Source organism: bacterium (genome assembly GCA_024228115.1).
Classification (GTDB): Bacteria; Myxococcota_A; UBA9160; order UBA9160; family UBA6930.
In genome coordinates, this window is sequence record JAAETT010000337.1 from 1 (window position 1) to 22,048 (window position 22,048).

A 22,048-nucleotide genomic window follows, 5' to 3' on the forward strand; every position below is an offset into this window, starting at 1 on the left:
CGGCCTCAGGGGCGCGCCGAGCTGCGGATCGCTGCCGAGGCCTCCACCCGCCAACGATTCAATCGGGCCATCGAACAACTCGCCGCCTGACCCGGACCGATACCCTCAGGGGCCCGGATCCAATGACGGATTGGGGCTAGTCCTCAACAGAGGTGCCGTGCGGAGCCTCGAGTCCCTCGAGTCCGTGGCGCAGCACCTTCCCCATGGCGTTCCGCGGTAGAGCCGTGACGAAGCGGATCTCTCTCGGCAGCTTGTAGCCCGCCAGGGATTTGCGGGCGAAGGTTCGCAGCTCGTCGACGGTCGGCGGTGCATCGATCCGCTTCGGCACGACCCAGGCCGCAGCGCGTTGACCCAGGTCCGGGTCGGGCAAACCGGCGACGGCCACCTCGGAAACCGCGGAGTGATCGAGCAGAGCCGCTTCCACCTCTCCCGGATGAACATTCTCACCGCCGCTCACGATCAAATCGCTTCGACGCCCGAGCATCCAGAGGCATCCGTCGGCAGCGAGACGGCCTCGATCTCCAGTGTGGAGCCAGCCGTCCCGAAGTACCCGACTCGTGGCGTCCGCATCGCCCAAATACCCGGCGAACACGTGAGGCCCTCGGACGCACACCTCACCCTCCTCTCCTTGGGCACGAGGCCGGCCCGCATCGTCGACCACGCGAAGCTCCGTGCCCGGCAAGGGGCGCCCCACGAAGCCGGCTCCCTCGTCCTCGGGGCCCGAGGTCGCCACCTGCGAGGAGGCCTCGGTCAGTCCGTAGGTGGTTCGAACGGGAAAACCCTGCTGGCGTGCTCGTCGGACCAGGCTCTCCGGAGCGGCCGCGCCACCGAGGAGCACAGCCCGCAGAGAGCTGGGTGCGCGACCCTCAACGCGTTGGTCGAGTAGCCGTCTCAGCGTCGTAGGCACGAAGGATGCGAGGGTGATCCCCTCCGAATCGAGGGACTCGTTCACACGCGTGGTGTCGAACCCGCTCTGGAGCACGACACCTGAACCATCCAGAACGCTTCGCACCAGGATCATCAAGCCGCCAACGTGAAAGAGTGGAAGGCAGGCGAGCCACCGGTCGTCTTCCTTCGTTCCCAGCAAGCGCGCCGACGCTTCGGCACTTGCCAACAGGTTCGAGTGCCGCAGACATGCAGCTTTCGGCGGCCCTGCCGTTCCCGACGTGAACAGTACGAGCGCGATGTCACCACGAACGTCGACGGGCAAAGGGCCGCCCTCCCCCATCAAGCATTCGTCTGCAGCGACGCGATGATCGGGATGAACACTCGCCAACAGACGCGAGGTCTCGCCTTCCGCGAGCCGGTCGTTCATCGGCAGCACCCGCGCACCCGCCAGCCATGCGCCCCAGAGACGCAGCGCACCCTCAACGCCACCGGGCAGCCATAGCGCCACCAGATGGCCAGGACGAACGCCACGCTCCCGCAACGCGCAGGCTCGACGAGATGCGCCTGCCAGGAACTCAGCAAAGTCCAGGCGCTGGCTCCCCGCGAGCAGCGCCAATCGCTCGGGCGTGCGTTCCGCCCGCTCGCGCAACCAGGCGGCGGCATGCGTCATGGCCGCCACCCCAAGCCGGCCGCGGAAGGCAGCCTCACGAAACCTCTGCTCGGCACCACTTCCTTCGTGAAACAGAGATCCAGGCCACAGGCAATGAACGGCTCGGGCCGACCCGCGGCGAGATGGAGGGCGGCACCAACGGACACATCCCCGTCCAACAACGAGCTCACGACAATCTTCACACCGACACGATCCGCCTCTTCCGCCAAGACGCGAAAACGCGAAAGGCCAAGGGCAGCCGGCTTCAAGACCCAGACCGATGCGCCGATCTCGAGAAGTTCCGCTGGCGAGGTCGACGCCACGAGACTTTCGTCCAGGGCAATCGGCACCGCTGAGTGTTTGCAGACATCGGCAAGGCCCAGGGGATCGGAAGCCGCGACGGGTTGCTCGACGAACTCGGGGCTGAAGGGCTTCAGCGCCTCCAGCGCAGCAAGAGCTTCTTCCGCCTGCCATGCACCGTTCGCATCGAGCCGCAGTGCCACATCCGGCCCCACGGCCGTGCGAACCGACGCAACCCGGGCGACATCATCGCGGAGGCTTTCGAAGCCCACCTTGAGCTTGAGCGTATGTTGGCTCTCCGCGAGCGCCTGCTCCGTCTCCAGGCGGGATGCGCTCCGCATCAGCGCGCTCGTTGGAATTTCGCTCTGCCGAATCTCCCGACCAGCCCAGTAGGAGGCCAGGGAGACATCCGCCACCTGAGCGCCGAGGTCTCCGAGCGCTGTGTCGAGCGCCCACTGTGCGCTCGGCCCGACCTGCCCATGATCCAGAGAGAAAGCCTGCTCCGCGGTAGTGCCACGCAACTGCTCCGTGATGGAACCGAGAGTCGCTGCTACGGCGTCATCGCCCTCGGTGCCATGAGCCGGCCAGGGTGCCGCTTCACCCCAGGCAATGCGCCCGTTCTCGTCGCGCAGCTCGATCAGCCAGGTTTCGCGGACCTGGGGCACCGAGCCCTGCGCCGTGTGCAGGGAACCTTCCAGGCGGTGCGGGTGACGGTGCAGCTTGGCGAAGGTGATTCGTGTCATCGATCAGAATGGAAGCAGGAAGCCCAGCGTGAGCAGGCTCCCGAACACGAGCTGAAGCCGGGCAGCGCCCGCCAGGATCGGGTTCAGCTCCGTACCGCGTGCATGACGCAGGGGATGGACGAGACGCCACGCAAGCGGCAGCGAGAGGATCGGGAGTAGCGGTGCAGCAAGCCCGCTCCCGAGTAGCGGGAGCCCGCACAAGGCGATGAAGCTCCCGGCGAGCAGCCCCTGCGCATAGCGACGAGCGCCGGCTTCCCCGAGCCGCACAGCCAACGTCTGCTTACCAACCAACTCGTCCGTCGAAACGTCACGCAGGTTGTTCACTGCCAGCACGAGGGTGGCCAGCAATCCCACGGGCAAGGCAGCGCCCGCGGCCAGCGGAAGCCAGGCGTCGGTGTGAAGATAGCTCGAGGCCGTCACCGCGAAGAGCCCGAAGAAGAGGAAGACCGCCGCGTCGCCGAGCCCGTGGTAGCCGAGGGGCCAGGGACCGGCGGTGTACGCCCACGCGGCGAGCAATGCAAAACCTCCGGGAACGAGCAGCACCCAGCCGGCCTGGGCGGCCAACCAGAAACCGAGCCCCCCCGCGCCGAGCAGCGCCAAGACTGCAGCTCGCCGCAGCACCGCCGGTTCGATCCAACCCATCGCTGCGGCCCGCGGTGGGCCGAGCCGCCCTTCGGCATCGGCCCCGCTCTCGAAATCCGCGTAGTCGTTGATCCAGTTGCAGGCGAGCTGAAGCAGCAGCGCCGTGGCCGCCGCCACCACCGCCCGCTCGGGCAGAAGTGGGCCGGTCTGCGTGGCCAGCGCCGTTCCTACCGCGACCGGAACCATCGATACGGAGAGCGTCTTCGGACGCGAGGCCGCCCACCACGCGGTGAACGGATCGGGACGAGCTGCAACCTCGCCGTCACTCACGGCCGCCACGGGAACTCGCTGAAATCGGGATCGCGTTTTTCGACGAAGGCGTTCCGCCCCTCCTGGGCTTCCTCTGTCATGTAGAACAGCTGGGTGGCGTGGCCGGCCAGCTCCTGAATGCCCGCCTGGCCATCGCAATCCGCATTGAACGCCGCCTTCAGGCACCGGATCGCCAGCGGGCTGTGGCGGAGAATGCGACGCGCCCAGGCAACTCCAGCCTCCTCCAGCTCGTCCTGCGGCACGACCTTGTTGACGAGCCCCATGTCCAGGGCTTCGTTGGCATCGTACTCATCGCAGAGGTACCAGATCTCGCGGGCCTTCTTTTGGCCGACCACGCGGGCGAGATAGGAGGCGCCGAAGCCCGCATCGAAGCTGCCGACCTTCGGACCGGTCTGACCGAAACGTGCCCCTTCTGCCGCGATGGTCAGATCACAGATCAGATGCAACACGTGGCCGCCACCGATCGCCCACCCGGGAACCAATGCGATGATCGGCTTCGGCAGGCTTCGGATCACGCGTTGGAGATCGAGTGCATTGAGGCGCGGAATCCCATCGTCGCCGACGTAACCCGCATCGCCGCGGACCTTCTGATCACCGCCGGAACAGAAGGCCTTGCCCCCCGCGCCGGTGAACAGGATCACGCCGATCGTCTGATCCTCCCTCGCCCGGGAGAAGGCATCGATCAACTCGAAGAGCGTACGCGGCCGGAAAGCGTTGTGGACTTCGGGCCGATCGATCGTGATCTTGGCAATGCCTTCCGCCGTTTCGTAGCGGATGTCCTCGTAGGTTCGTGCTTCCTTCCAATCCACATTGCTCACGGCTTCTCCTTCATGGCCTCGCTCAGGAACGAGCGGGTGATACGGTTGAACTCATCCGATGCCTCGAGGTGGGCCGCATGGCCGGCCTCGGGAATCGCAAGGAAACGGGCGGCAGGTGTGCGGGCCGCCAGGTCGCGGCCCGCCTCGCAAAACGCCTCGTCCTCTGCGCCTGCCACGAAGAGGGTGGGCGCCCGAAGAGAGGGCAGATCATCGAAGAGCGGAGGCTGCGCCCCCGCACCCATTCCCCGAAGCGAGTGAGCGAGCCCTCGAGGGTTCCCGCGAAGGCGCTCCGCTCGCGCCGCTTCGAGAGCCGCTTCCCCGAGCCGAGCCTGGCTCGCGAAGATCGGTAGCGCCATCCAATGGTCGACGAACGCCTCGATCCCACCTTCTTCGATCCGATCGGCGAGGGCTTCGTCCGCGCGAACCCGCGCCACCCGTGCCGAGGGATCCTCGATTCCGGCACGGGCGCCGAGTAGCACGCAACGCCCTACCCTTTCCGGTGCCCAGATGGCCAGCGCCAGACCCACGCGCGCTCCCATCGAATAGCCAACCACGTGCGTCCGCTCGATCCCCTGGGCATCGAGTACCCGCACGAGATCGGCAGCGCAGCTCTCCATGCGATAGGCGCGGAGACTCCCCGGCCCGGTAGGCGACTCACTTTCCCCGTGGCCGATCAGATCGACCCGGATGCGCTGGTGGCCTTCGAGAGCATCGGCGATGCCACCAAGACCCTCGGATGAGCCTGTGAAGCCATGCAACAGGAGAACAGCCGGACCTTCACCCTCGCTGCGAACGAAGAGCTTGCGCCCCACATCCATCGGAGCGGACCGGGCGTTCATACGAGCCCGCCTTCTCGAAGCGCGGTATCGACCAGGGCGAGTGCTCGCTCTTGAATCGCCCGTTGTTCCTTCGGATCCAAACCAACGCGGATGACGGTCGGCCCGTCGATGTCTCGAGCCGCTTGCAACGCACGGCGAAACGATTCTGGTGAAACCGCCTGATGGAAGGGAACGCCGAAGCCTTCGACCAGCGGCTCGAGATCCGCGCCGTGGGGAGTCCGAAAGAGCTCTTCGAAACGAACGCTCTCGCCGAGTTCCGCGATCGGAAGGTGGTCGAAGATGCCACCTCCGTCGTCATCGAGAACCACGATCACGAGGGGGGTCTTCATCCTCTTTGCCGCAAGGAGTCCGGATAGATCGTGCAGGAAGGCCAGATCTCCCGTCAGCAACGTCATGGAATCGCAACCGAGGCTGGCGCCGAGGGCCGTCGACACGATTCCGTCGATGCCGTTCGCGCCGCGATTGGCAAACACCCGGAGCGGGCCGGATCGGGCTGGCAGGAAGAGATCTGCGTGCCGGATGGCCAGCCCATTCGAGAGGAAGAGCCCTGCGTCGGCCGGCAACTCCCGGGCCAGTTCCTGCACCACCCGCGCAGCGGGAAGCCCGGGGCAATCCGCAACGGAGCTCGCCAGCGCAGCCATCGCGGCTTTGGTGCCGGCTCGAAACGCATGCAACCAGGCCGGATCGGAGACACCGCCGTCGAACGTCTCGGCCAGAGCTTGGAGCACGGCGCACGGATCGGCCGAGACCCAATGATCCACCCGCCAGGCAGGATCCTGGAAGCGAGCTTCTGCATCGATGGCGATCACCTCGGCCTCAGGGTGAGCCGCCATCCACCGGTGCATGGCTTTGCTCGTGGTGGGCGCACCCAGCCGCAGCACGACATCGGGCGGGTTGGCAGAGGCAAACGCGGAATTCCGCACCAACGCCTCTCCGCCCGCCAGAACGATGCCAGCAGCCGCACCCGGCCCTGCGCGAAGCTGGGAAGGGACTTCCGCGAGCACGGGCCAACCGGTCGAACTCGCGAAAGCGAGTGCTGCCTCTCCGAGGAGACGAGGGTCGGCATCGGGACACGGGCCCGCGATGAGGACACCATGCCGCGCCTGCCCCACCTTCTCGGCAAGCAGCGCGATCGCTTCGGGCATTGGCCCCCGTGCGACGGCCGGGCGCTGTACGGCGCGCCCTGAAGAGGGGGCGCCGGAAACCGCCAGGGAAGCCGCGTTCGGATGCAGCGGCTCGCGGAAGGGAACGTTCAAATGCACCGGGCCCGGTGTTCCCTCACTGGCCTCGGCGACGCAGCGGGCGGCGAGCGCACGCGAGTAGGCTGGGCCGGGGCTGTCGGTGCCTGGCGGCGGAAGCTCCGCGCCCCAACGCACGCGAGATCCGAAGATCCCGTGCTGGTCGATCGTCTGGGCAGCACCCCAGCCACGAAGCTCCGGTGGTCGATCGGCGGTCAGCACGATAAGCGGAACGCCGGCGTGAGAAGCCTCCACGACGGCAGGAAGGAAGTTGGCAGCGGCCGTCCCCGATGTACACACCAACGCCACGGGCCGGCGTTCGGCACGAGCCGCACCGAGGGCAATGAAGCCCGCAGAGCGTTCATCCAGATGGACGCTGACATCGAGCCCGGGTTGCCAGGCCGCGGCGACGGCCAGTGGAGCCGACCGGGAACCGGAGCAGACGCAGACCCGTGCGACACCGGCCTCCACCAGGCCGGACCAGAGTGCGCTTGCGAAGGCCGTGTTGGGATCCGGGACGGTCGTCATCTCAGCACGCCTGCATCGCGTCGAGCAAGGAGTGCATCTTGAGCCGGGTTTCGGCGAGTTCCTTCTCGGGATCCGAGGCCGCGACGATCCCGGCACCCGCATACAACCGTCCACGGTTCGCCCGGAAGAGACCGCAGCGAAGCGCGACGGCGATTTCGCCGCCGCTCGTGCCATCGAGCCACCCGACTCCGCCGGCATACCAGCCCCGTTCGAATCGTTCGTGAGACGCGATCCACGCGCGAGCCTCGGAAACCGGCGAGCCCGCCACCGCGGGTGAAGGATGAAGCTCTCCTGCGAGCCGTAGCAACTCTCCTCCGGGGATCGTTGCCTCCAGCGGTGTATGCAGGTGCTGCACGCCTCCTGTGGCGATCACTCGAGGCGCCTCGGGGACGACCACATCCCGATCATGTCGGGCCAGCGCGGTGCGCAGACCCTCGACGACAAGAGCGTGCTCTTCCTGCTCTTTCTTGCTCAGGAAGAGCGTGCGACGCAGGCGGGCTTCCTCTTCCGGGCTTTCGCCACGACGGGTCGTTCCGGCAATCGCGTCGGCCGATACGCGCTCTCCAGCGACGCATAGCAAGCGCTCGGGCGTCGCACCGAGGAAGACGGCATTGCCGCGCCGAACGCGGTAGTGCCGACAATCGGGATGCGCCCGGCGCAGTGCCGCGAGGATCCGTTCGATCGGAAAGCCCTCGTCCGACGCCACGGACGCCGCTCGGGCGACGACGATCTTCTGCAACTCACCACAACGCGTACTGGCGCAGGCCTGCGAGAAGAGCGAGCGGTCCGCAGCCCCGTTCGACCCTCCAAATGAGAGAGACGAAGCCGCAACAGCGGAGCCGGAAACACCACGCGGGGCGGCAGATTGACTCTCAGAGTCGGGCCCTGCGAAGCCCAGTCGGGGATCCCCGCCCGTCGCTTCGGCCTCGAAGGACCGACCTTTACGGCGCAAGAAGAGACGCCGTGGAACGGCGAAGCGCAGCGCCGGAAACCCGAGCCAATCCTCCCCAGCAGCGCCCGGCTCGTCGGAGAACGAAAAACCCCCGACCCAGAGCGGCGCACGAACAGGTGTGTCGCCTTCGATGGAGATTTCCTTGCGAGCCAGTTCACGGAGTGCAGCGGCTCGCTCGAAGCGGTCCGTACCCGCGCTCTGGATCTCGGCCACAGCACCCATCGCCCAGAGCGATTCTCCGCGGCGCGGAATCTCCCAGGAGAACAAATCCTCATGGGATTCGGAGCCGAACGGCGGCCCCTCCTCTCGCGCCGGAAGCTCCTTCCAGCGGATTGTGATCGGCATCATCCCGTTCGTGGTCTCCGTTGGGCACAAATCAGCTGGGCAGCACCGAACAGGAAGGAGACCTTATGCACCTGATCGAATCCGCTGTCTTCGATCATGCGTTGAAGCTCGGGAGGGTTCGGCAGATAGACCGTGGATTCGGGCAGGTATTCGTAGGCGGCCCGATCCGAGAGCATGGCTCCGATGCGCGGCACGATCCGATTGAAATAGACGGAGTGGAGTGCCGCGATACCGGGGATCGAAGGTCGATCGACCTCCAGCAATGCCAGGCGGCCGCGATCGGCGAGGACGCGCCCCATTTCGCTGAAGGCAGCCTTCAAGTCTGCGAAGTTCCGGAGCGCGAACCCACAGGTGAGGACGTCGATGGATGCATTCGCCAGCGGAAGCCGCTCGCCGTCGGCCTGAACGAGGCTGGCTCGCGGAAGCCGTCGCTTGGCGCCGACGAGCATGCCACGACTGAAATCGACGCCCGTCACGCGGGCACCGCGTGCGGCGGCTTGTTCGAGGAGATCACCCGTGCCGCAGGCAAGATCCACCACCCGATCCCCGGGGCCCACCGCAGCCCGATCCAACGCGACCCGACGCCAACGTTGGTCGAGGCCCATCGTCATCAATCGATTCACCAGGTCGTAACGCGGAGCGATCCGATCGAACATCCCGCGTACGGCGTCGCGTTTCTCGGGTGCGTCGGGAAGTGAACTCAACGCCACGAGACACTGACCTCCAAGCCGGATTCCGTGGCGGCAAGCGCATCACGCAACTCCTCCGACGACCCCTGGTCCGCGACTTTGCCGAGGGCACGCGACACCAGCGTGCGCTGAAAGTGCTGAGCGACCAGGCGCGTCAGCACAGGCAACAATGTGCGGAACTGCTGCGTCACATCTGCCGGATCCCGCTCTTCTCCTGCTGCGTCCCGGCGCACGTGGCCGTCGAAGAGGTCGATCGCGGCTTCCGTGGTTTCCTGCACATGGCTCGCATGGCGAACGGCAAGCCGGAGCAGTTCCTGCATCGGGAAACCGGCTTCGAGTAGCTCCAGGCCCGCCCGTGCCATGGAGAGATCGGCCTCGCTGAAGCGCTCTTCGGCTTCGAGGAGAAGCGGTTCGATCAAGCCCGCCGTCTGGGCGGCGGTGACGAAGGCCTCCGGCACGCCGGCTTGCGCCGCGAGTTCGGCCTTCGTGTAGCTCCGCCCGGTGAGGTGCTCCTCCACCAGGGCTTCCACCAGCGAGCCTCCCGGATCATCGGATTCCTGGCTGAAGACGCGCCCGATCAAGGACAGGGTGAGCCCCTGATCCCTCAGCTCGCGAATCCGTGTCAGCCGCTCGAGATGGGCATCGCCATACCAGGCCACGCGGCCTTCCCGTCGAGGCGCCGGCAGGAGGCCCTTCCCCTGGTAGTACCGCACGGTGTCGACGCGGATACCCGCCTGACTGGCCAGCTCTTCGACTCGATAATCCATGTATTTACTCTGAGAGTAACTACTCCAACGGTTCTCATCCAGCCTGAACTAGGCTCTCGGCTCAGCTGCGAGACGGAGCGGAGTAGCGTGCCCCCATGCCCACGGGCCCCACGACCCCTCGAATCAGGCTCTACACCTACGCGATGAGCCCCTTCGCCGCGAAGGTCCACTGCTTCCTGCTCTACAAGCGCCTGCCTTTCGAGTGCTTCTACATCCATCCGTTCCGGGTCAAGCAGGATCTGCCCGTAGGCCGCCAGATCCCCGCGGTGACGATCGGCGACGAGAGCCGGGCCGACTCCACGCCGATCGGCCTGTGGCTCGACGAATGTTTCCCAGAGCAGCCGCACCTCCTGCCCGAAGGAGGAGACGAACGGGAGCAGCTGCTGAAGATCGACGAGTGGGTCTCGCATTGTTTGATCCCCTCGAGCTTTCGCTACTTCCCGGGCGAGGGGCTCGATCGCTGGAGAAACGGTTGGAACCTCTCCCGCGTGATGAGCAAGACGGCCAATGGTGGGCTCTCACCGATACTGCGCGCAGCCTGGCCGCTCCTCATCAAGAACGTCCCATTCGTCCGGCGGCTGATTGCGCAGGCAGACGATGGCCTGCCGCTTCGCGAATCCAAGACGAGGGTCTACCAGCAGTTCATCGCGCACCTGGCGGATGGGCCCTTCCTCGCGGGGCGCGACGCGCCGTCACTGCCAGATCTCGCGGCCTACCCGCAGTTCGCGCTCTACTACCTCACAGGTTTCCGGGGCGGCGACGACATCCTCGAGTTCCCCGAGATCATGGAATGGCTGGTCCGCATGAGACCCTTCGTTTCCGGAACACCTCCTCTCGTGCCGGCCGCCGTGCGAAGGCAGGAGCTGCCGTAGGCCCGGCTTGGAGGAGCGCGATTCGCACGTCGCTCGCGCTCAATCAGAAGAGGCTTCCTCGAGTGCTTCCCATCCTTCCCGGAGGATCCACGGAAGCATCGCAAGCGCGGCCACCGGGTCCGCCCACCACCAGCCAAGGAGCGCGTTGGCGCCAAGGCCGAGAAGCAGCGCGAGCGACAGGTAGGAACACGCGAGGCTCTCCTTCGCATCTGCAATGAGAGCACGGCTCTCGAGTGCTCGTCCCGTTCGAAACTTCGCCCAGGCAAGAAACGGCATGACGAGGAGCGAGAGCGCGGCGAGCGCGATTCCGATCTGACTCGTGTCCGGTGGTTCCTGGAACCAGAGCGTGCTGCCAGCCTCATAGACGATATAGAGCGAGAGAGCGAAGAAGGTGATGCCAACCACTCGAAGCGCACGGGTCTCGTGGGCTTCTGCTTCTTCGTCCGTGGCTCCCCTCATCTCTGCGCGGAGTCGGAGATAGAGGGCCGACGCTGCAATCGTTTCGATCGTGCTGTCCAACCCGAAGCCGACGAGGGCAACACTTCCCGCCAGCCACCCAGCTCCGATGGCAACCGCGGCCTCGATCACGTTCCACGAGATGGTCAGGGCCTCGAGGCGAAGACCTCTTTGGAGGAGTGCATGACGACCGCTCATGATGCCACCCGTGTGTGGAAGTGCGTCCATGGAATGATGCGCCACGGGACGCGACGCTTGTAGGCCTCGTAGTCCGCCCCATACGTTCGCAGGAGTGAGGCTTCCTCGATCCGTGCATGAAGCCAGAAGCTCAGCCACCAGAGAACGGTGAGTGCAACGCCCACGGTCGAGCGGAAGGCGACCGCCCAACCGAGGCACAAGACGATGTTTCCGAGATAGGCAGGATGTCGAACGAGTCCGTAGACGCCGGTGCTCCGGAGACGCTCGGAAGCGTCCGGCGCTGTCGTCCAATGAACACGGGAGACTGGAAGAACGAACGCTGCGCCGGCACCGATGAGGACGAGCCCAAGAGGCCAGTGAAGGCCCGCGAGTTCGAAGCGAGGCTGTGGACAGAAGGGAAGCACGAGGAGGATCCGTCCAAGCATCACGGAGGCGACGACGAGCGCCCCGAGGAACCGACTCCGAGGGAGGACATCGGCGACGATGGTGTTTCCCGCGCCCATCCCCACTGCAGAGAGAAGCGCCCAGAAGAACGGATCCGTGAGAATGTCGTTGTCAGGCATGGTCTGCACTCGACGTGAATTCAGAGATAGCGCGGCGCCGTCTCTCGGTAGGCGAGGTAGGGCTCCCCGTACTGTTCCTCGAGCCAGGGCTCTTCAGCGATGGGCGCGAGAAGAAGAACGAGCGCCGTCAGTAGATGCGTCACAGCGACGACTTCGGAGTTCGCGAGGAGTGCGACACCGACGAAGAGAAAGAAGTCTCCGACGTATTGGGGATTTCGGGTGATGCGATAGGGACCACTCGAGACGAGTCCATCTGGGAGCCCCGAGGTCCTCTTCGCGCCTAGCGTCGCGATCCCCCAACTGACGAGCAGGGCCCCGAGGAGCGCGACAGGCAGGGCCAGCCAAAACCGGAGACCACTCTGCCAGCTGCCTGTGTTCCAGTCGAGGAACACGAACAGGGGATTGGAGAAGAAGGCGATACCGAAGAGGATCCACATCGCGTAGTACCACGCGGTTCGGCTCGTCATCGGGTAGATCCGACGGGAGGGAAACGCGATGCACCAGAGCTCGCCGGCAAGCAGTGCGCCGAGCGACGCGAGGTTTGCGTAGAGAAGGAGCTTTGCCCATCCAGCTTCCACGGCTCTACCCTCCGTCCCCTGGCCTGTGGCGGAGGTGCTCGCGCGAGAGATCGAGCAACATCCGAACATGCGCATCGTCGAGGCTGTAGAACATCATCCGACCCGCTCGGCGCGCCTTCACGATTCCCGCGGTCCGGAGAAGCCGAAGCGCGTGAGAGACGTTCGTCTCGGGTGTTCCGGTGGCAGCCGAGAGATCGCAGACACAGAGCTCGCCCGCTTCGAGGAGCGCGTAGAGGAGCCGGGCGCGGGTCAGATCGCCCAGAAGGCGAAAGAGCTGGGTGAGTCCGTCGAGTTCTTCGTCGGGAAGGAGCTCGGCCCTGGCGGCCGCGACTCGCTCTTCATCTACCACCTTGGCTGTGCAGGCATCGAGTCCGATGACGTCTTCGGGCATTGATTCCTCCTTGCAATCGATATATGAATAGCTCATCATATATTGATTGCAAAGAGTTTGCAGCGGGTCGTGTCTGACGCCGAGCGAGGACTGAAGGTGTCGTGGCTCAGGCTCGAAGGGCGAGCTTCTTCCCGAGCGCAGCGACGAGATCGTCCAGCGTCGTGTCGGCGTCGACGACACCGAAGATCACCCGATCCGGCCGGACGATGACGGCGGGGCTGGTTCCGAATACCAGGTCGGGCCCACTCCCTTCCTTGAACGCTTCGATCTCATCGAGAGCCACGAAACGCATCGAGAGCCGCTTCGCGATCCCCTCCGCCTCCGGGCCAAGCTCGAGATCCGCCCGGGCGCGGCCCACGGCGGCGAAACCGCTGCCGAGGAGTTCATCGAACAAGACGAAGTCCCCAGCAGCCGAGCGAACGATCGGCTGGCGAAGGTGCGACCCGATCGGTGCGCCCGCCTTCGTCTGCTCCATCATCAGCACGCCCGAGCGCAGCGGCGGTGCCGTTCGTCCCTGGCCATAGCCATCGCTCTGACTCGAGTCGGGGTGCGGATTGGGTTTGCCGGCCTCCTGGGCCGCCAGGGTCTCCATCAGCTTTCCAATGCCCACGGCCCATTCCACGAGATCGCGCGCGTGCGCATCTCGCTCGTCGAAATAGCTATCGAGCAATCGGTCGTCACAGACCCCCGAGAGGACGAGCGGGAGCTTCCAGCCGAGATTCATGGCATCCCGGAAGCCCGCATTCAGCCCCTGGCCGAGGAAGGGAGGCGTCTGATGCGCTGCGTCTCCGGCAAGCAGGACGCGACCATCCCGCCATCGGTTCGCCGTCGCTGCATGGAACTGATAGACGACTGCGCGCCGGATTTCGTATTGATCGCGGGGAAGCCAGGAACTGAGCAACGCGTCGATCCGCTCGGGCTTCGACATCTCTTCACGCGTCTCGCCCGGGACCAGCTGGAACTCCCAGCGCCGATTCGGATCCTTCACACAGATGTAGGTGTGGATTCGCTCCGGGTCGCAGACCTGCATCGTGGCCATCGGCAGGTCGTTCGTCGGCGCCGTGGTGATGTCGACGACCAGCCAGTCCTGATCGTAGCCAAGGCTCGTCCACTCGATCTTCGCGTGATTGCGCACGAAGCTCGCGGCCCCGTCGCAACCGAGCAGATAGGATGAGGTCAGCCGGCGTACGGAATCAGCTTCGACATCGCGCAGACTGACGATGACCCGGTCGTCGGATTGCTCGATTCCGACCGCCTCTTCGCCGAGAAAGACATCGATTCCGGCTTCCGCGCCAACGAGCCTCCGGAGCTCTGCTTCGAGATCCGGCTGATCGAAGAAGGCCATGTCCCGCCAGCCGTGATGCCCTTCGCCCGGGGGAATTTCGATCCCAAAGATCTTCTCGTGCTTGGAGTTCGCGAACCAGACTTCGTCCTTGTTACGGGGAGGCTGGAGAAGTGCGTCGATCTCCTCGGCGAGCCCGATCCGCTGAAAGGAGCGGACGGATTCACCGTCGAGCCCGACCGCCCTCGGTAGCTCGAGCGCCTCTTTCGATCGCTCGTGAATCGAAATGCGTAGCCCGGCTCGGGCAAGGTTGAGCGCGGTAAGCGCAGCGACGGGGCCATAGCCCACGATCGAAACGTCGCAATCGAATCGGGTCACGAAGAGTGCTCCCTCAGTTCGGAGTTTTCTCGGCCACCATTCTATTTCGTCGTGAGCGTCCTGACATCCTGGGCCCGCCGTTGCCCATCCAGCCGGCTAGACGAGCGCCGTGTTGGGACCGAGCCCGAGTTCCACCCGCCCCATGGTTGCGGCACCCTGAAGGGGGTCGAGCGCCGCGTGCGTGGTCATAGCCTGGGCGTCTCGGAACGCCCTCTGGATGGGGCTCGACTTGAAGATCCCGTGGGCACCGCTTGCGGCGGCAAGCTTCGCGGTCACCTCCTGGCAGGCGCGCAGGCCAAGGCCAAGGCCAACATCGCGCTTGTAGCGCGCTCGCTCCTCCATCGTGAACTCGTGCTTCTCCTTCGTCAGCCGGGCGATCTCCGCGAGGTCACGTTCCCAAAGGAGATCGACGGCATCCATTTGATAGGTCGCCTCACCAATCAGCACATGGACGGGAGTCTGTTCGGATACTTTCTCGGCGCTGTACGTGATCTGTCGAACCTTGGATCGCTCGATGAAGGCCGCATAGGCACCACGGGCCAGGCCGAGCGCGGGCCCGGCCAGGGCGAAGAGCAGCATGGTTCCGAACGGAACGCGGAACAGCGCACTGTCCGAATAGAGTTCCTGGCCTGGGGAGTGCCCGTTGAAGGCATCGATCAACGAAATGGCGCGATGCTCGGGCACGATGGCCCCGTCGATCACGATGTCCTTGCTACCTGTTCCGGCCAGCCCGCTGACGTACCAGTTGTCATCGATGCGGTACTCGGCCTCGGGCACGAGGAACATGCGCAGGTCCGGGATCGGACTCTCGGAAGGAACGACGGCGCCGACCATCATCCAGTTCGATGCGTCGCAACCGCTGGCGAACGACCAGCGCCCGCTGACCCGGATCCCGCCTTCGACACGTTCGGCTGTACCCGTTGGCGCGAACGACGCGGCCATCAGTGTGTCCGGATCCTCGCCCCAGACGTCTTCCTGGGCTTGCTCATGATAGAGACCCAGCATCCAGTTGTGGATCGCCAGGATTCCGAGGCACCAGCCGGTTGAGCCACAGCCTCGGGCCAGCTCCGAGGTGGCGCGAACGACCGAGACCGGATCGAGTTCAAAGCCCCCGAAACGCTTGGGTTGGACGATCTTGAACAGCCCTGCCTCCCGCATCTCACGCTCCGCTTCGGGCAGAAGCCTGCGCACTTCCTCGGTTTTTTCCGCTCTCTCGGCGGCGGCGGGAACCAACGAGCGGGCTGCGGGGACGACGTCTTCGAGCTTCATGGGGTGGCCTCCATTTCAATATGACTATAGTCATATTTGTACTTGTGTCAATTATGATTTCTGTCATTATTGATCTCATGGCATCAGAAAGCAGCGAAGTAGCGGAGGCGACCCGCAGCCAACGGCGAAGGACGGAAACCCGGACCCGGATCGTGGAGGCGGCGGAGCGACTGATGCGGGAACGTGGAGTCGAGGCCGTCACCATCCACGACATCACCGAGGCTGCCGATGTGGGCCACGGCACCTTCTATCTCCACTTCAAGACGAAGAGCGATGTGCTTCGCCCAGTCATCGAGCAATTGGCGGAGCGCCTCCACGCCCACGTGGATCGGGCAACGGGCGGTGCAACAGACCCGGCGGTGCGCATGGCCACGGGGGTTCGCATCGCGCTGCGAACGATCGACGGTGATCCCCTCTGGAACTGGTACGTGTTTCGATCGGGGACACCCTTTCGCAGATTGGCCGAGGGGATGGACGGGCCGCCGGCCAAGGACATGAACCGGGGCGTGGCCAGCGGGCGTTTTCTCGCGACGGATCTGCCTGCGACCTGGGCCTTCGTAGATGGTGCGATGACCGGAGTGCTCACCGCGTTGAGCCGGGGAACGCTAGGCGACGATGCGGTGGAAACGACTGCGGAGATGATCCTGCGGAGCCTCGGCATCAGCGCTGAAGAGGCTTCACACATCGCTCACCGGCCACTTGAATTGCATTGACCGACGCGTCCCCACAGCCCAGGCAGGGCGAGGAGAAGAACCATGACCGAAGCTCCCCGGATCCAGTTCAGCCACATCGGCATCCATGTACACGACATCGAACCGATGGTGGCGTTCTATACCGAACTGCTAGGCCTCGAAATCACCGACCGCGGCAAGCTCCCGATTCCCGGCAACCCACAGATCGTATTCCTGAGTTCCGACCCGAACGAGCATCACCAGATCGCGCTGGTGGAGGGGCGCAAGGACGGTGGCATCGAAGCAGGCGTGATCAACCAGATATCGTTCCACGTGGATAGCCTGGCGGATTTGCGCGCGATGAAGGCCGCTGCAGAGAAGGCAGGCGTCACGCGGTTCCTTCCGATCTCCCACGGGCGCGGCTGCTCGATCTACTTCCCGGATCCCGAGGGCAACGGCATCGAATGCTTCGCCGAAACGCCCTGGCATGTCCGCCAACCGGTGGTGGACGGCCTGGACTTGTCGCTCACCGACGAGGAAATCCTGGCGCAGACCGAGGCGACCTACGAGGGAACACCGGACTTCCAGCCCATGGAGAGCTGGAAGCAGGCGCTGACCCAGCGTCTGGCGGAAAGGTGGGAGTGAGCGACGCCTGCCGGTGCATGATCGGCTGAGGCCCGGATCCGCCCGCGAGCCAACAGCAGACCTTCCGAACGGATGAAATCCGGACGGGGCAGGCGCGCTGCGACACGCCGATCGGAGTACCATCCGCGAGAGGCTGGTGGCCATGCCGCGAACGACGGGGTCGCAGATCCCAAGCGGCTGCCGTCTCCCAGGTGAAACGCCGACCGGGCCGCTTCAACCAGGCGATGGAAGATTGAAATCATGACAGAGCTGAACGGTGCCCAGGCGTTGATTCGGACCCTCGTGGACTGCGGAGTCGATACCTGCTTCGCCAATCCCGGCACATCCGAGATGCACTTCGTCGCTGCACTCGACGACGTGCCGGAGATGCGCGGCGTCCTCGCGCTCTTCGAGGGAGTCGCTACCGGCGCCGCCGACGGCTACGCGCGCATGGCGAACCGGCCGGCGGCGACATTGCTACATCTCGGTCCGGGCCTGGGCAACGGCCTCGCGAACCTGCACAACGCCCGCAAGGCTCGTACTCCGATCGTCAACATCGTTGGCGACCATGCCACGCATCACGCCCAATACGATGCCCAACTTCAATCGGATATCGCGACTGTGGCGCGCAATGTTTCGAGTTGGGTGCACACAGTGGAGCGGCCGGAGGACACCGGTACTGCGGCATCAGACGCGGTCGCCAGGGCGGCGGGCCCGCCGGGCGAAGTCGCCACGTTGATCCTTCCGGCAGACACATGCTGGCTCGGCGGAGGCGTGGTCGCCCCACCCCGCCCCGCAGCCCAACGAGCCCGAGTGGATGACGAAGTCGTCGAGGGAATCGCGAAGCAACTCCTCAGCGGCGAGCGGTCGACACTCTTCCTCGGTGGTTCGGCGTTCCGTGAACGCGCGCTCGCCGCTGCGGGCCGGATTGCCGCCGCTACGGGAGCCGCACTCCTGGGCGAGACTTTCTCGGCCCGTGTCGAACGGGGCGCGGGCGTTCAGCCCATCCCCAAGCTCGCGTACTTCGCCGAGATGGCCGCGGAGCAGCTGAGCGGGTTTCGCCACCTGGTGCTGGTGGATGCGAAGAGCCCGGTGAGCTTCTTCGCCTATCCCGACAAGCCGAGCGATCTCGTCGCCAGCGGTTGTGAGGTCCACACCCTGGCGGCGGGCGGTGACGATGCAGCCGCCGCTCTCGAGGCTCTGGCAGAAGCCGTCGGCGCCCCGGCGAGATGCCCGACGCTGGCGCCGGTGGGGCGCCCTGAGCGACCGACCGGTGATCTCCACCCCGACACGATCGGCCAAGCCCTCGGCGCGCTGCTTCCGGAGAACGCCATCGTATCGGACGAGTCCACCACATCGGGGCTCAGCCTCGGCCATCATACCGCTGGCTGCCCGCCTCACGATTGGCTCTCGCTCACGGGAGGCTCCATCGGTCAGGGTCTTCCTGTGGCCACCGGTGCCGCTGTGGCATGCCCGGATCGCAAGGTCGTATGCCTTCAGGCCGACGGCAGCGCGCTCTACACCATCCAGGCACTCTGGACCCAGGCGCGCGAGGCCCTGGATGTCACGACCGTGCTCTTCAACAACCGCTCGTATGCGATCCTGAACATCGAACTGGGACGGGTCGGAGCCAAGGCAGGCGGGCCGAAGGCCAAAGAGATGCTCGACCTTTCCCGCCCTGATATGGACTTCGTTTCCATCGCCCGGGGATTCGGCGTGCATGCGACGCGCGCAACAACTGCAGAAGAGTTCACCACCCAATTCGAGCGCGCGCTTGCCGAGCCGGGGCCGGCCCTCGTCGAGGCGATGATTCCGGGAATCGGCTAGACGAACCCGGCCCTCGATCACCGGGCTCGAATGAACACCAGGGAGGGCTCATGCCCATCGATACGGACGAATTCAGGAAGTGTCTCGGCAGCTGGCCTAGCGGCGTGGCCATCGTGACCAGCCGCAGCGGAGATCGCATCCACGGCATGACAGTGTCGGATTTCAGTGGCGCCTCCCTCTCCCCTCCGCTCGTTACCGTCTGCTGCAATCGCGCTTCCATCACCACGGGCTTGATCGCCGAAGGCAAGTGCTTCGCCGTGAACATCCTCGCGGCCGATCAAGAAGAGCTCTCGAACCGCTTCGCGTCGAAGAAGTTGGAGAACGTGCGCTTCGAAGGCATCGAGTGCGACGCGGCTGAAACCGGCGCACCCTTGATTCCCGGGGCCGTGGTCAACATGGATTGCATCCTCGTCGCGACCCATGACGCCGGCGACCACGTCATCTACATCGGGCAGATCGAGGCAGCGCGCATTCACGGCGGCGAGCCCCTCGTCTATTGCGGCGGCGCCTACCGCACCCTTTCGGGCGAGTCCTCAGGGGCCGGGTAACGCGTAGGCCACCACGTAGTCACCGCGGCGCGTGCCCAGCTTTCCGTGTCCGCCAGCGGAGATCACGACGAACTGGCGACCACCTTCGCGTAGGCGGTAGGTCATCGGTGTCGCATTCCCACCGGCCGGCAGCTTTTCGCGGAAGAGCTCCTCGCCCGTTTCGATGTTGAACGCCCGAAAACGACCATCCATCGATGCGCCGATCATCACGACGCCACCGGCCGTCACGATGGGCCCTCCGAGGCTCGGTAGGCCGGGCTCGAACCATGCCGGAAGCGGAGCTTGATCGGGCACGGTGCCGAACGGGCGCCTCCAGACCTCCTCGCCCGTATCGAGCGAGACAGCCATCAGCATCCCCCACGGCGGCGGAGTGCAGGGCATGAAGAAGGGACCCAGGATGGGCTCCCGCATCATGCCGTAGGGGGTTCCCGCCTGCGGTGCGTATTCGCGTACCAGCCCCCCACCTTCTTCCCGTTCACGCTCGAAGTCGTCGCGTGGAATCAGGCGCACCTCGAAGGCGAGGTTGGTGACGTTGGCCACGATCAGACGCCGCACGGGGTCGATCGCGATCCCGCCCCAATTGCTCCCTCCGGCGATTCCCGGATAGGCCAAGGTTCCTTGCAGGCTCGGCGGCGTGAAGAGGCCTTCATTTCGCAGCGATGCAATGCGTTCGCTGCATTTTCCCCGGTCGTAGGGCGTCAGGCCGAAGGCATCCTCCGGCCGCAGGGAGTTGGGAACGAGACGAGCCATGACCGTCGGAAACGGCTGGGTCGGCCATGCTTCTTCTCCCGGCACGTCGGAGGCCGGGACAGGTCGCTCTTCAACGGGAAAGACCGGCTCACCGGTGTCGCGATGCAGCACGAAGACCAGCCCCGTCTTGGTGGTCTGGACGACGACCGGGATGTCGCGACCCTCCCGACGGATATGCGTGAGGGTCGGCTGCGCGGGAGTGTCGTAGTCCCAGAGATCGTGGTGCACCAGCTGGAAGGCCCAGACCAACTCGCCGGTGCTGGCACGCAGGGCGACGACGGAGTTTGCATGCCGATCCGAGCCGAGCCGCTCGCCGCCGTAGTAGTCCGGGCTCGGACTGCTGGTCGGCACGAAGAGGAGACCCCGCTCGGCGTCGAAGGAGATCGGGGCCCAGGCGTTGGCGGCCCCGCCGCGTCGCGCCTGATCGGGCTGCCAGCCCTCGCGAACCGCCTGTGCCGGATCGGTAGGGATGGGATCCCAAAGCCACACCAGGCCTCCGGTACGTGCGTCATAAGCACGCACCACACCGCGCGGCGCCTCCACCCGCTGGTTGTCGCCGATGGCCGAGCCCACGACGACCAGATCACCGGCCACCACGGGCGGCGAGCTGATCGTGAACGTCCAGGGTGTGTCGATCCGGTCCATGCCTTCACGGAGCGAGACCTCACCCCCGCTGCCGAAATCGCCACACGCCAGGCCCGTGCGCGCGTCGATCGCGAACAGGCGCGATTCGACCGTGGCCGCATAAACGCGCGTACGACACGGGGTCTCTTCATCGAGGTCCGGGTCCACGAAGGAAGCGACACCACGTGAGGTGAACTCGGGATAGCGGCGCCCCTGGACCGTCGCGTCGAAACGCCACGATTCCTCGCCGGTTTCAGGGTCGAGCGCGAGGATGCGGCCGAGGGGTGTCGGCAGGATCAGCCGACCCTCGACCAGGATGGGCGTTGCCTGGAAGGCCATATGACCGGGAGGCGGCGGATCCGCGTCGAGATCTCCGGTGCGGATCTTCCAGGCCACCTCGAGATGTGCAGCGTTTCCGCTGTCGATCTGGTCGAGAGGCGAATAGCGACTGCCGCCAGCATCTGCGCCGTAGAATGGCCAGCCAGCAATGCCGCCACCCGACGGAAGCGGTGGTTTCGCCGTGCAGGCCAGGAGTGTGGCGAACGCTATCAGGGCTACGCCCGGCTGAACCCAGAATCGCATGAAGTTCCTCCTAGAGGCCAAACCCGCGAAGCAGCACGGTCACCACGGTCTCGCGAGCGATCGCATCGTCCATGGGTTGGGGGTTTGCGTCGCCATGCCGATGCATCGCAAACCATGCGATGGTTTCGATGACGAGGCGGCCGGCAACGGCCGGATCCGGCACGGGGGACAGCGCGCCGGTTTCGATGCGCTGAGCCAGGTAGCGCTCCCAGCGGTGGTTCAGCCCGCCTCGTGCGCCGCGGTGATAGAGTTCTGCAAGCGCGGGCCAATCTGCCGCGCAGCGATCGAGCAGGCGGATCGCGCGGCGGTTCCGGGCCACCATGTCGTATTGCTCGCCTACCAACCTCTCCAGCTCGCCGCGCACGTCCGCCGGGGCCCTCTGACGTTTCACGGCCCGCGCAATTTCGGGGGTGCGCATGCGTTGGTGCATGAGCTCGTTCACGCGCTCGACCAGGGAATCGAGCGGCGGCTCGGACACAGGCCCGTCCGTCTCGGGCAGGGGCTCATCGAAGGCCGCGCGCACCGCGAGGTCGAAGAGCGCCTCCTTGCTGGTGACGGAGCAGTAGACCGTGCCGGGCGAGAGGCCCAGTTCGGCGGCCACATCCGCGACCTGGGTGCGGCGATAGCCACGCTGGGAGAACTGGCTGAGCGCTGCCTCGGCCAGTGCCGCCAATCGTCCCTCGGGTCGTTTGCGTGCCATCGGACGGTTATAACGAAATGATTCATTTATTCAATTATCACTACCGTCGATGACGGCGACGACCGGA

22 protein-coding genes are annotated in these 22,048 nt (G+C 65.5%); 5 read left to right on the forward strand and 17 right to left on the reverse strand.

Features of this window, described 5'->3' with window-relative positions; genetic code table 11:
- Positions 1-136 precede the first annotated feature (136 nt).
- From GY937_14850 to GY937_14890, 9 genes are read right to left on the reverse strand one after another with little or no spacing between them, the layout of a single operon-like run.
- Entirely contained in the window at positions 137-1,558 is a 1,422-nt protein-coding gene (locus tag GY937_14850) for an AMP-binding protein (protein ID MCP5057982.1), read from the reverse strand.
- Positions 1,555-2,580: a hypothetical protein gene (locus GY937_14855; protein ID MCP5057983.1), complete on the reverse strand. Its 1,026-nt coding sequence runs from the start codon at positions 2,578-2,580 to the stop codon at positions 1,555-1,557. The genes GY937_14850 and GY937_14855 overlap by 4 nt, the downstream gene beginning before the upstream one ends.
- Before the next feature lie 3 nt (positions 2,581-2,583).
- Positions 2,584-3,492 (reverse strand): 1,4-dihydroxy-2-naphthoate octaprenyltransferase, encoded by a 909-nt coding sequence (gene menA / locus GY937_14860; protein ID MCP5057984.1) that lies wholly within the window; start codon positions 3,490-3,492, stop codon positions 2,584-2,586.
- A complete protein-coding gene (menB, locus tag GY937_14865; protein MCP5057985.1) occupies positions 3,489-4,301 on the reverse strand; it encodes a 1,4-dihydroxy-2-naphthoyl-CoA synthase in 813 nt (270 codons plus the stop codon). Before menB ends, menA begins: the two co-directional genes overlap by 4 nt.
- A 5-nt stretch (positions 4,302-4,306) precedes the next feature.
- Entirely contained in the window at positions 4,307-5,128 is an 822-nt protein-coding gene (menH, locus tag GY937_14870) for a 2-succinyl-6-hydroxy-2,4-cyclohexadiene-1-carboxylate synthase (protein MCP5057986.1), read from the reverse strand.
- A gap of 17 nt (positions 5,129-5,145) precedes the next feature.
- Positions 5,146-6,915 (reverse strand): 2-succinyl-5-enolpyruvyl-6-hydroxy-3-cyclohexene-1-carboxylic-acid synthase, encoded by a 1,770-nt coding sequence (gene menD / locus GY937_14875; protein MCP5057987.1) that lies wholly within the window; start codon positions 6,913-6,915, stop codon positions 5,146-5,148.
- Position 6,916: 1 nt separating this feature from the next.
- Positions 6,917-8,215 carry an isochorismate synthase gene (locus tag GY937_14880; GenBank protein MCP5057988.1) on the reverse strand — a complete coding sequence of 433 codons (1,299 nt, stop codon included), beginning with the start codon at positions 8,213-8,215 and terminating at the stop codon, positions 6,917-6,919.
- Entirely contained in the window at positions 8,212-8,922 is a 711-nt protein-coding gene (locus GY937_14885; GenBank protein MCP5057989.1) for a ubiquinone/menaquinone biosynthesis methyltransferase, read from the reverse strand. Before GY937_14885 ends, GY937_14880 begins: the two co-directional genes overlap by 4 nt.
- On the reverse strand, positions 8,913-9,668 hold the full coding sequence (locus tag GY937_14890; GenBank protein ID MCP5057990.1) for a MerR family transcriptional regulator: 756 nt from the start codon (positions 9,666-9,668) through the stop codon (positions 8,913-8,915). The genes GY937_14885 and GY937_14890 overlap by 10 nt, the downstream gene beginning before the upstream one ends.
- Before the next feature lie 95 nt (positions 9,669-9,763).
- Here GY937_14890 and GY937_14895 point away from each other — a divergent pair, with 95 nt between their 5' ends.
- Complete coding sequence (locus GY937_14895) at positions 9,764-10,540, forward strand: glutathione S-transferase family protein (protein ID MCP5057991.1); 777 nt, start codon at positions 9,764-9,766, stop codon at positions 10,538-10,540.
- A gap of 39 nt (positions 10,541-10,579) precedes the next feature.
- Here GY937_14895 and GY937_14900 read toward each other — a convergent pair whose 3' ends face one another.
- The 6 genes from GY937_14900 to GY937_14925 form a co-directional block, all read right to left on the reverse strand.
- Complete coding sequence (locus GY937_14900; protein MCP5057992.1) at positions 10,580-11,224, reverse strand: cation transporter; 645 nt, start codon at positions 11,222-11,224, stop codon at positions 10,580-10,582.
- A complete protein-coding gene (locus GY937_14905; protein MCP5057993.1) occupies positions 11,191-11,757 on the reverse strand; it encodes an isoprenylcysteine carboxylmethyltransferase family protein in 567 nt (188 codons plus the stop codon). The genes GY937_14900 and GY937_14905 overlap by 34 nt, the downstream gene beginning before the upstream one ends.
- Positions 11,758-11,777: 20 nt before the next feature.
- Complete coding sequence (locus tag GY937_14910; protein ID MCP5057994.1) at positions 11,778-12,335, reverse strand: hypothetical protein; 558 nt, start codon at positions 12,333-12,335, stop codon at positions 11,778-11,780.
- A 4-nt stretch (positions 12,336-12,339) separates the two neighbouring features.
- Positions 12,340-12,726, reverse strand: coding sequence for a helix-turn-helix transcriptional regulator (locus GY937_14915; GenBank protein MCP5057995.1), 387 nt, complete (start codon positions 12,724-12,726; stop codon positions 12,340-12,342).
- A 106-nt stretch (positions 12,727-12,832) separates the two neighbouring features.
- On the reverse strand, positions 12,833-14,386 hold the full coding sequence (locus GY937_14920; GenBank protein MCP5057996.1) for a bifunctional 3-(3-hydroxy-phenyl)propionate/3-hydroxycinnamic acid hydroxylase: 1,554 nt from the start codon (positions 14,384-14,386) through the stop codon (positions 12,833-12,835).
- A gap of 96 nt (positions 14,387-14,482) precedes the next feature.
- Positions 14,483-15,655, reverse strand: a complete 1,173-nt coding sequence (locus GY937_14925; GenBank protein ID MCP5057997.1) for a flavin-dependent monooxygenase — start codon at positions 15,653-15,655, stop codon at positions 14,483-14,485.
- A gap of 77 nt (positions 15,656-15,732) precedes the next feature.
- Here GY937_14925 and GY937_14930 point away from each other — a divergent pair, with 77 nt between their 5' ends.
- The 4 genes from GY937_14930 (at position 15,733) to GY937_14945 (ending at position 19,325) form a co-directional block, all read left to right on the forward strand.
- The gene (locus tag GY937_14930; GenBank protein MCP5057998.1) at positions 15,733-16,368 is read left to right on the forward strand and encodes a helix-turn-helix transcriptional regulator; all 636 of its coding nucleotides are present in this window, start codon (positions 15,733-15,735) and stop codon (positions 16,366-16,368) included.
- 42 nt (positions 16,369-16,410) lie between these two features.
- On the forward strand, positions 16,411-16,971 hold the full coding sequence (locus GY937_14935; GenBank protein ID MCP5057999.1) for a hypothetical protein: 561 nt from the start codon (positions 16,411-16,413) through the stop codon (positions 16,969-16,971).
- Between the two features lie 240 nt (positions 16,972-17,211).
- A complete protein-coding gene (locus tag GY937_14940; protein MCP5058000.1) occupies positions 17,212-18,777 on the forward strand; it encodes an acetolactate synthase large subunit in 1,566 nt (521 codons plus the stop codon).
- A gap of 50 nt (positions 18,778-18,827) precedes the next feature.
- Complete coding sequence (locus GY937_14945; GenBank protein MCP5058001.1) at positions 18,828-19,325, forward strand: flavin reductase family protein; 498 nt, start codon at positions 18,828-18,830, stop codon at positions 19,323-19,325.
- On the opposite strand, the gene GY937_14950 is transcribed toward GY937_14945, so the two are convergent.
- Positions 19,311-21,281, reverse strand: coding sequence for a pyrroloquinoline quinone-dependent dehydrogenase (locus GY937_14950; GenBank protein ID MCP5058002.1), 1,971 nt, complete (start codon positions 21,279-21,281; stop codon positions 19,311-19,313). The two genes, GY937_14945 and GY937_14950, sit on opposite strands and share 15 nt — an antisense overlap.
- Positions 21,282-21,291: 10 nt before the next feature.
- Positions 21,292-21,981, reverse strand: coding sequence for a TetR/AcrR family transcriptional regulator (locus GY937_14955; protein MCP5058003.1), 690 nt, complete (start codon positions 21,979-21,981; stop codon positions 21,292-21,294).
- Between the last annotated feature and the right edge of the window lie 67 nt (positions 21,982-22,048).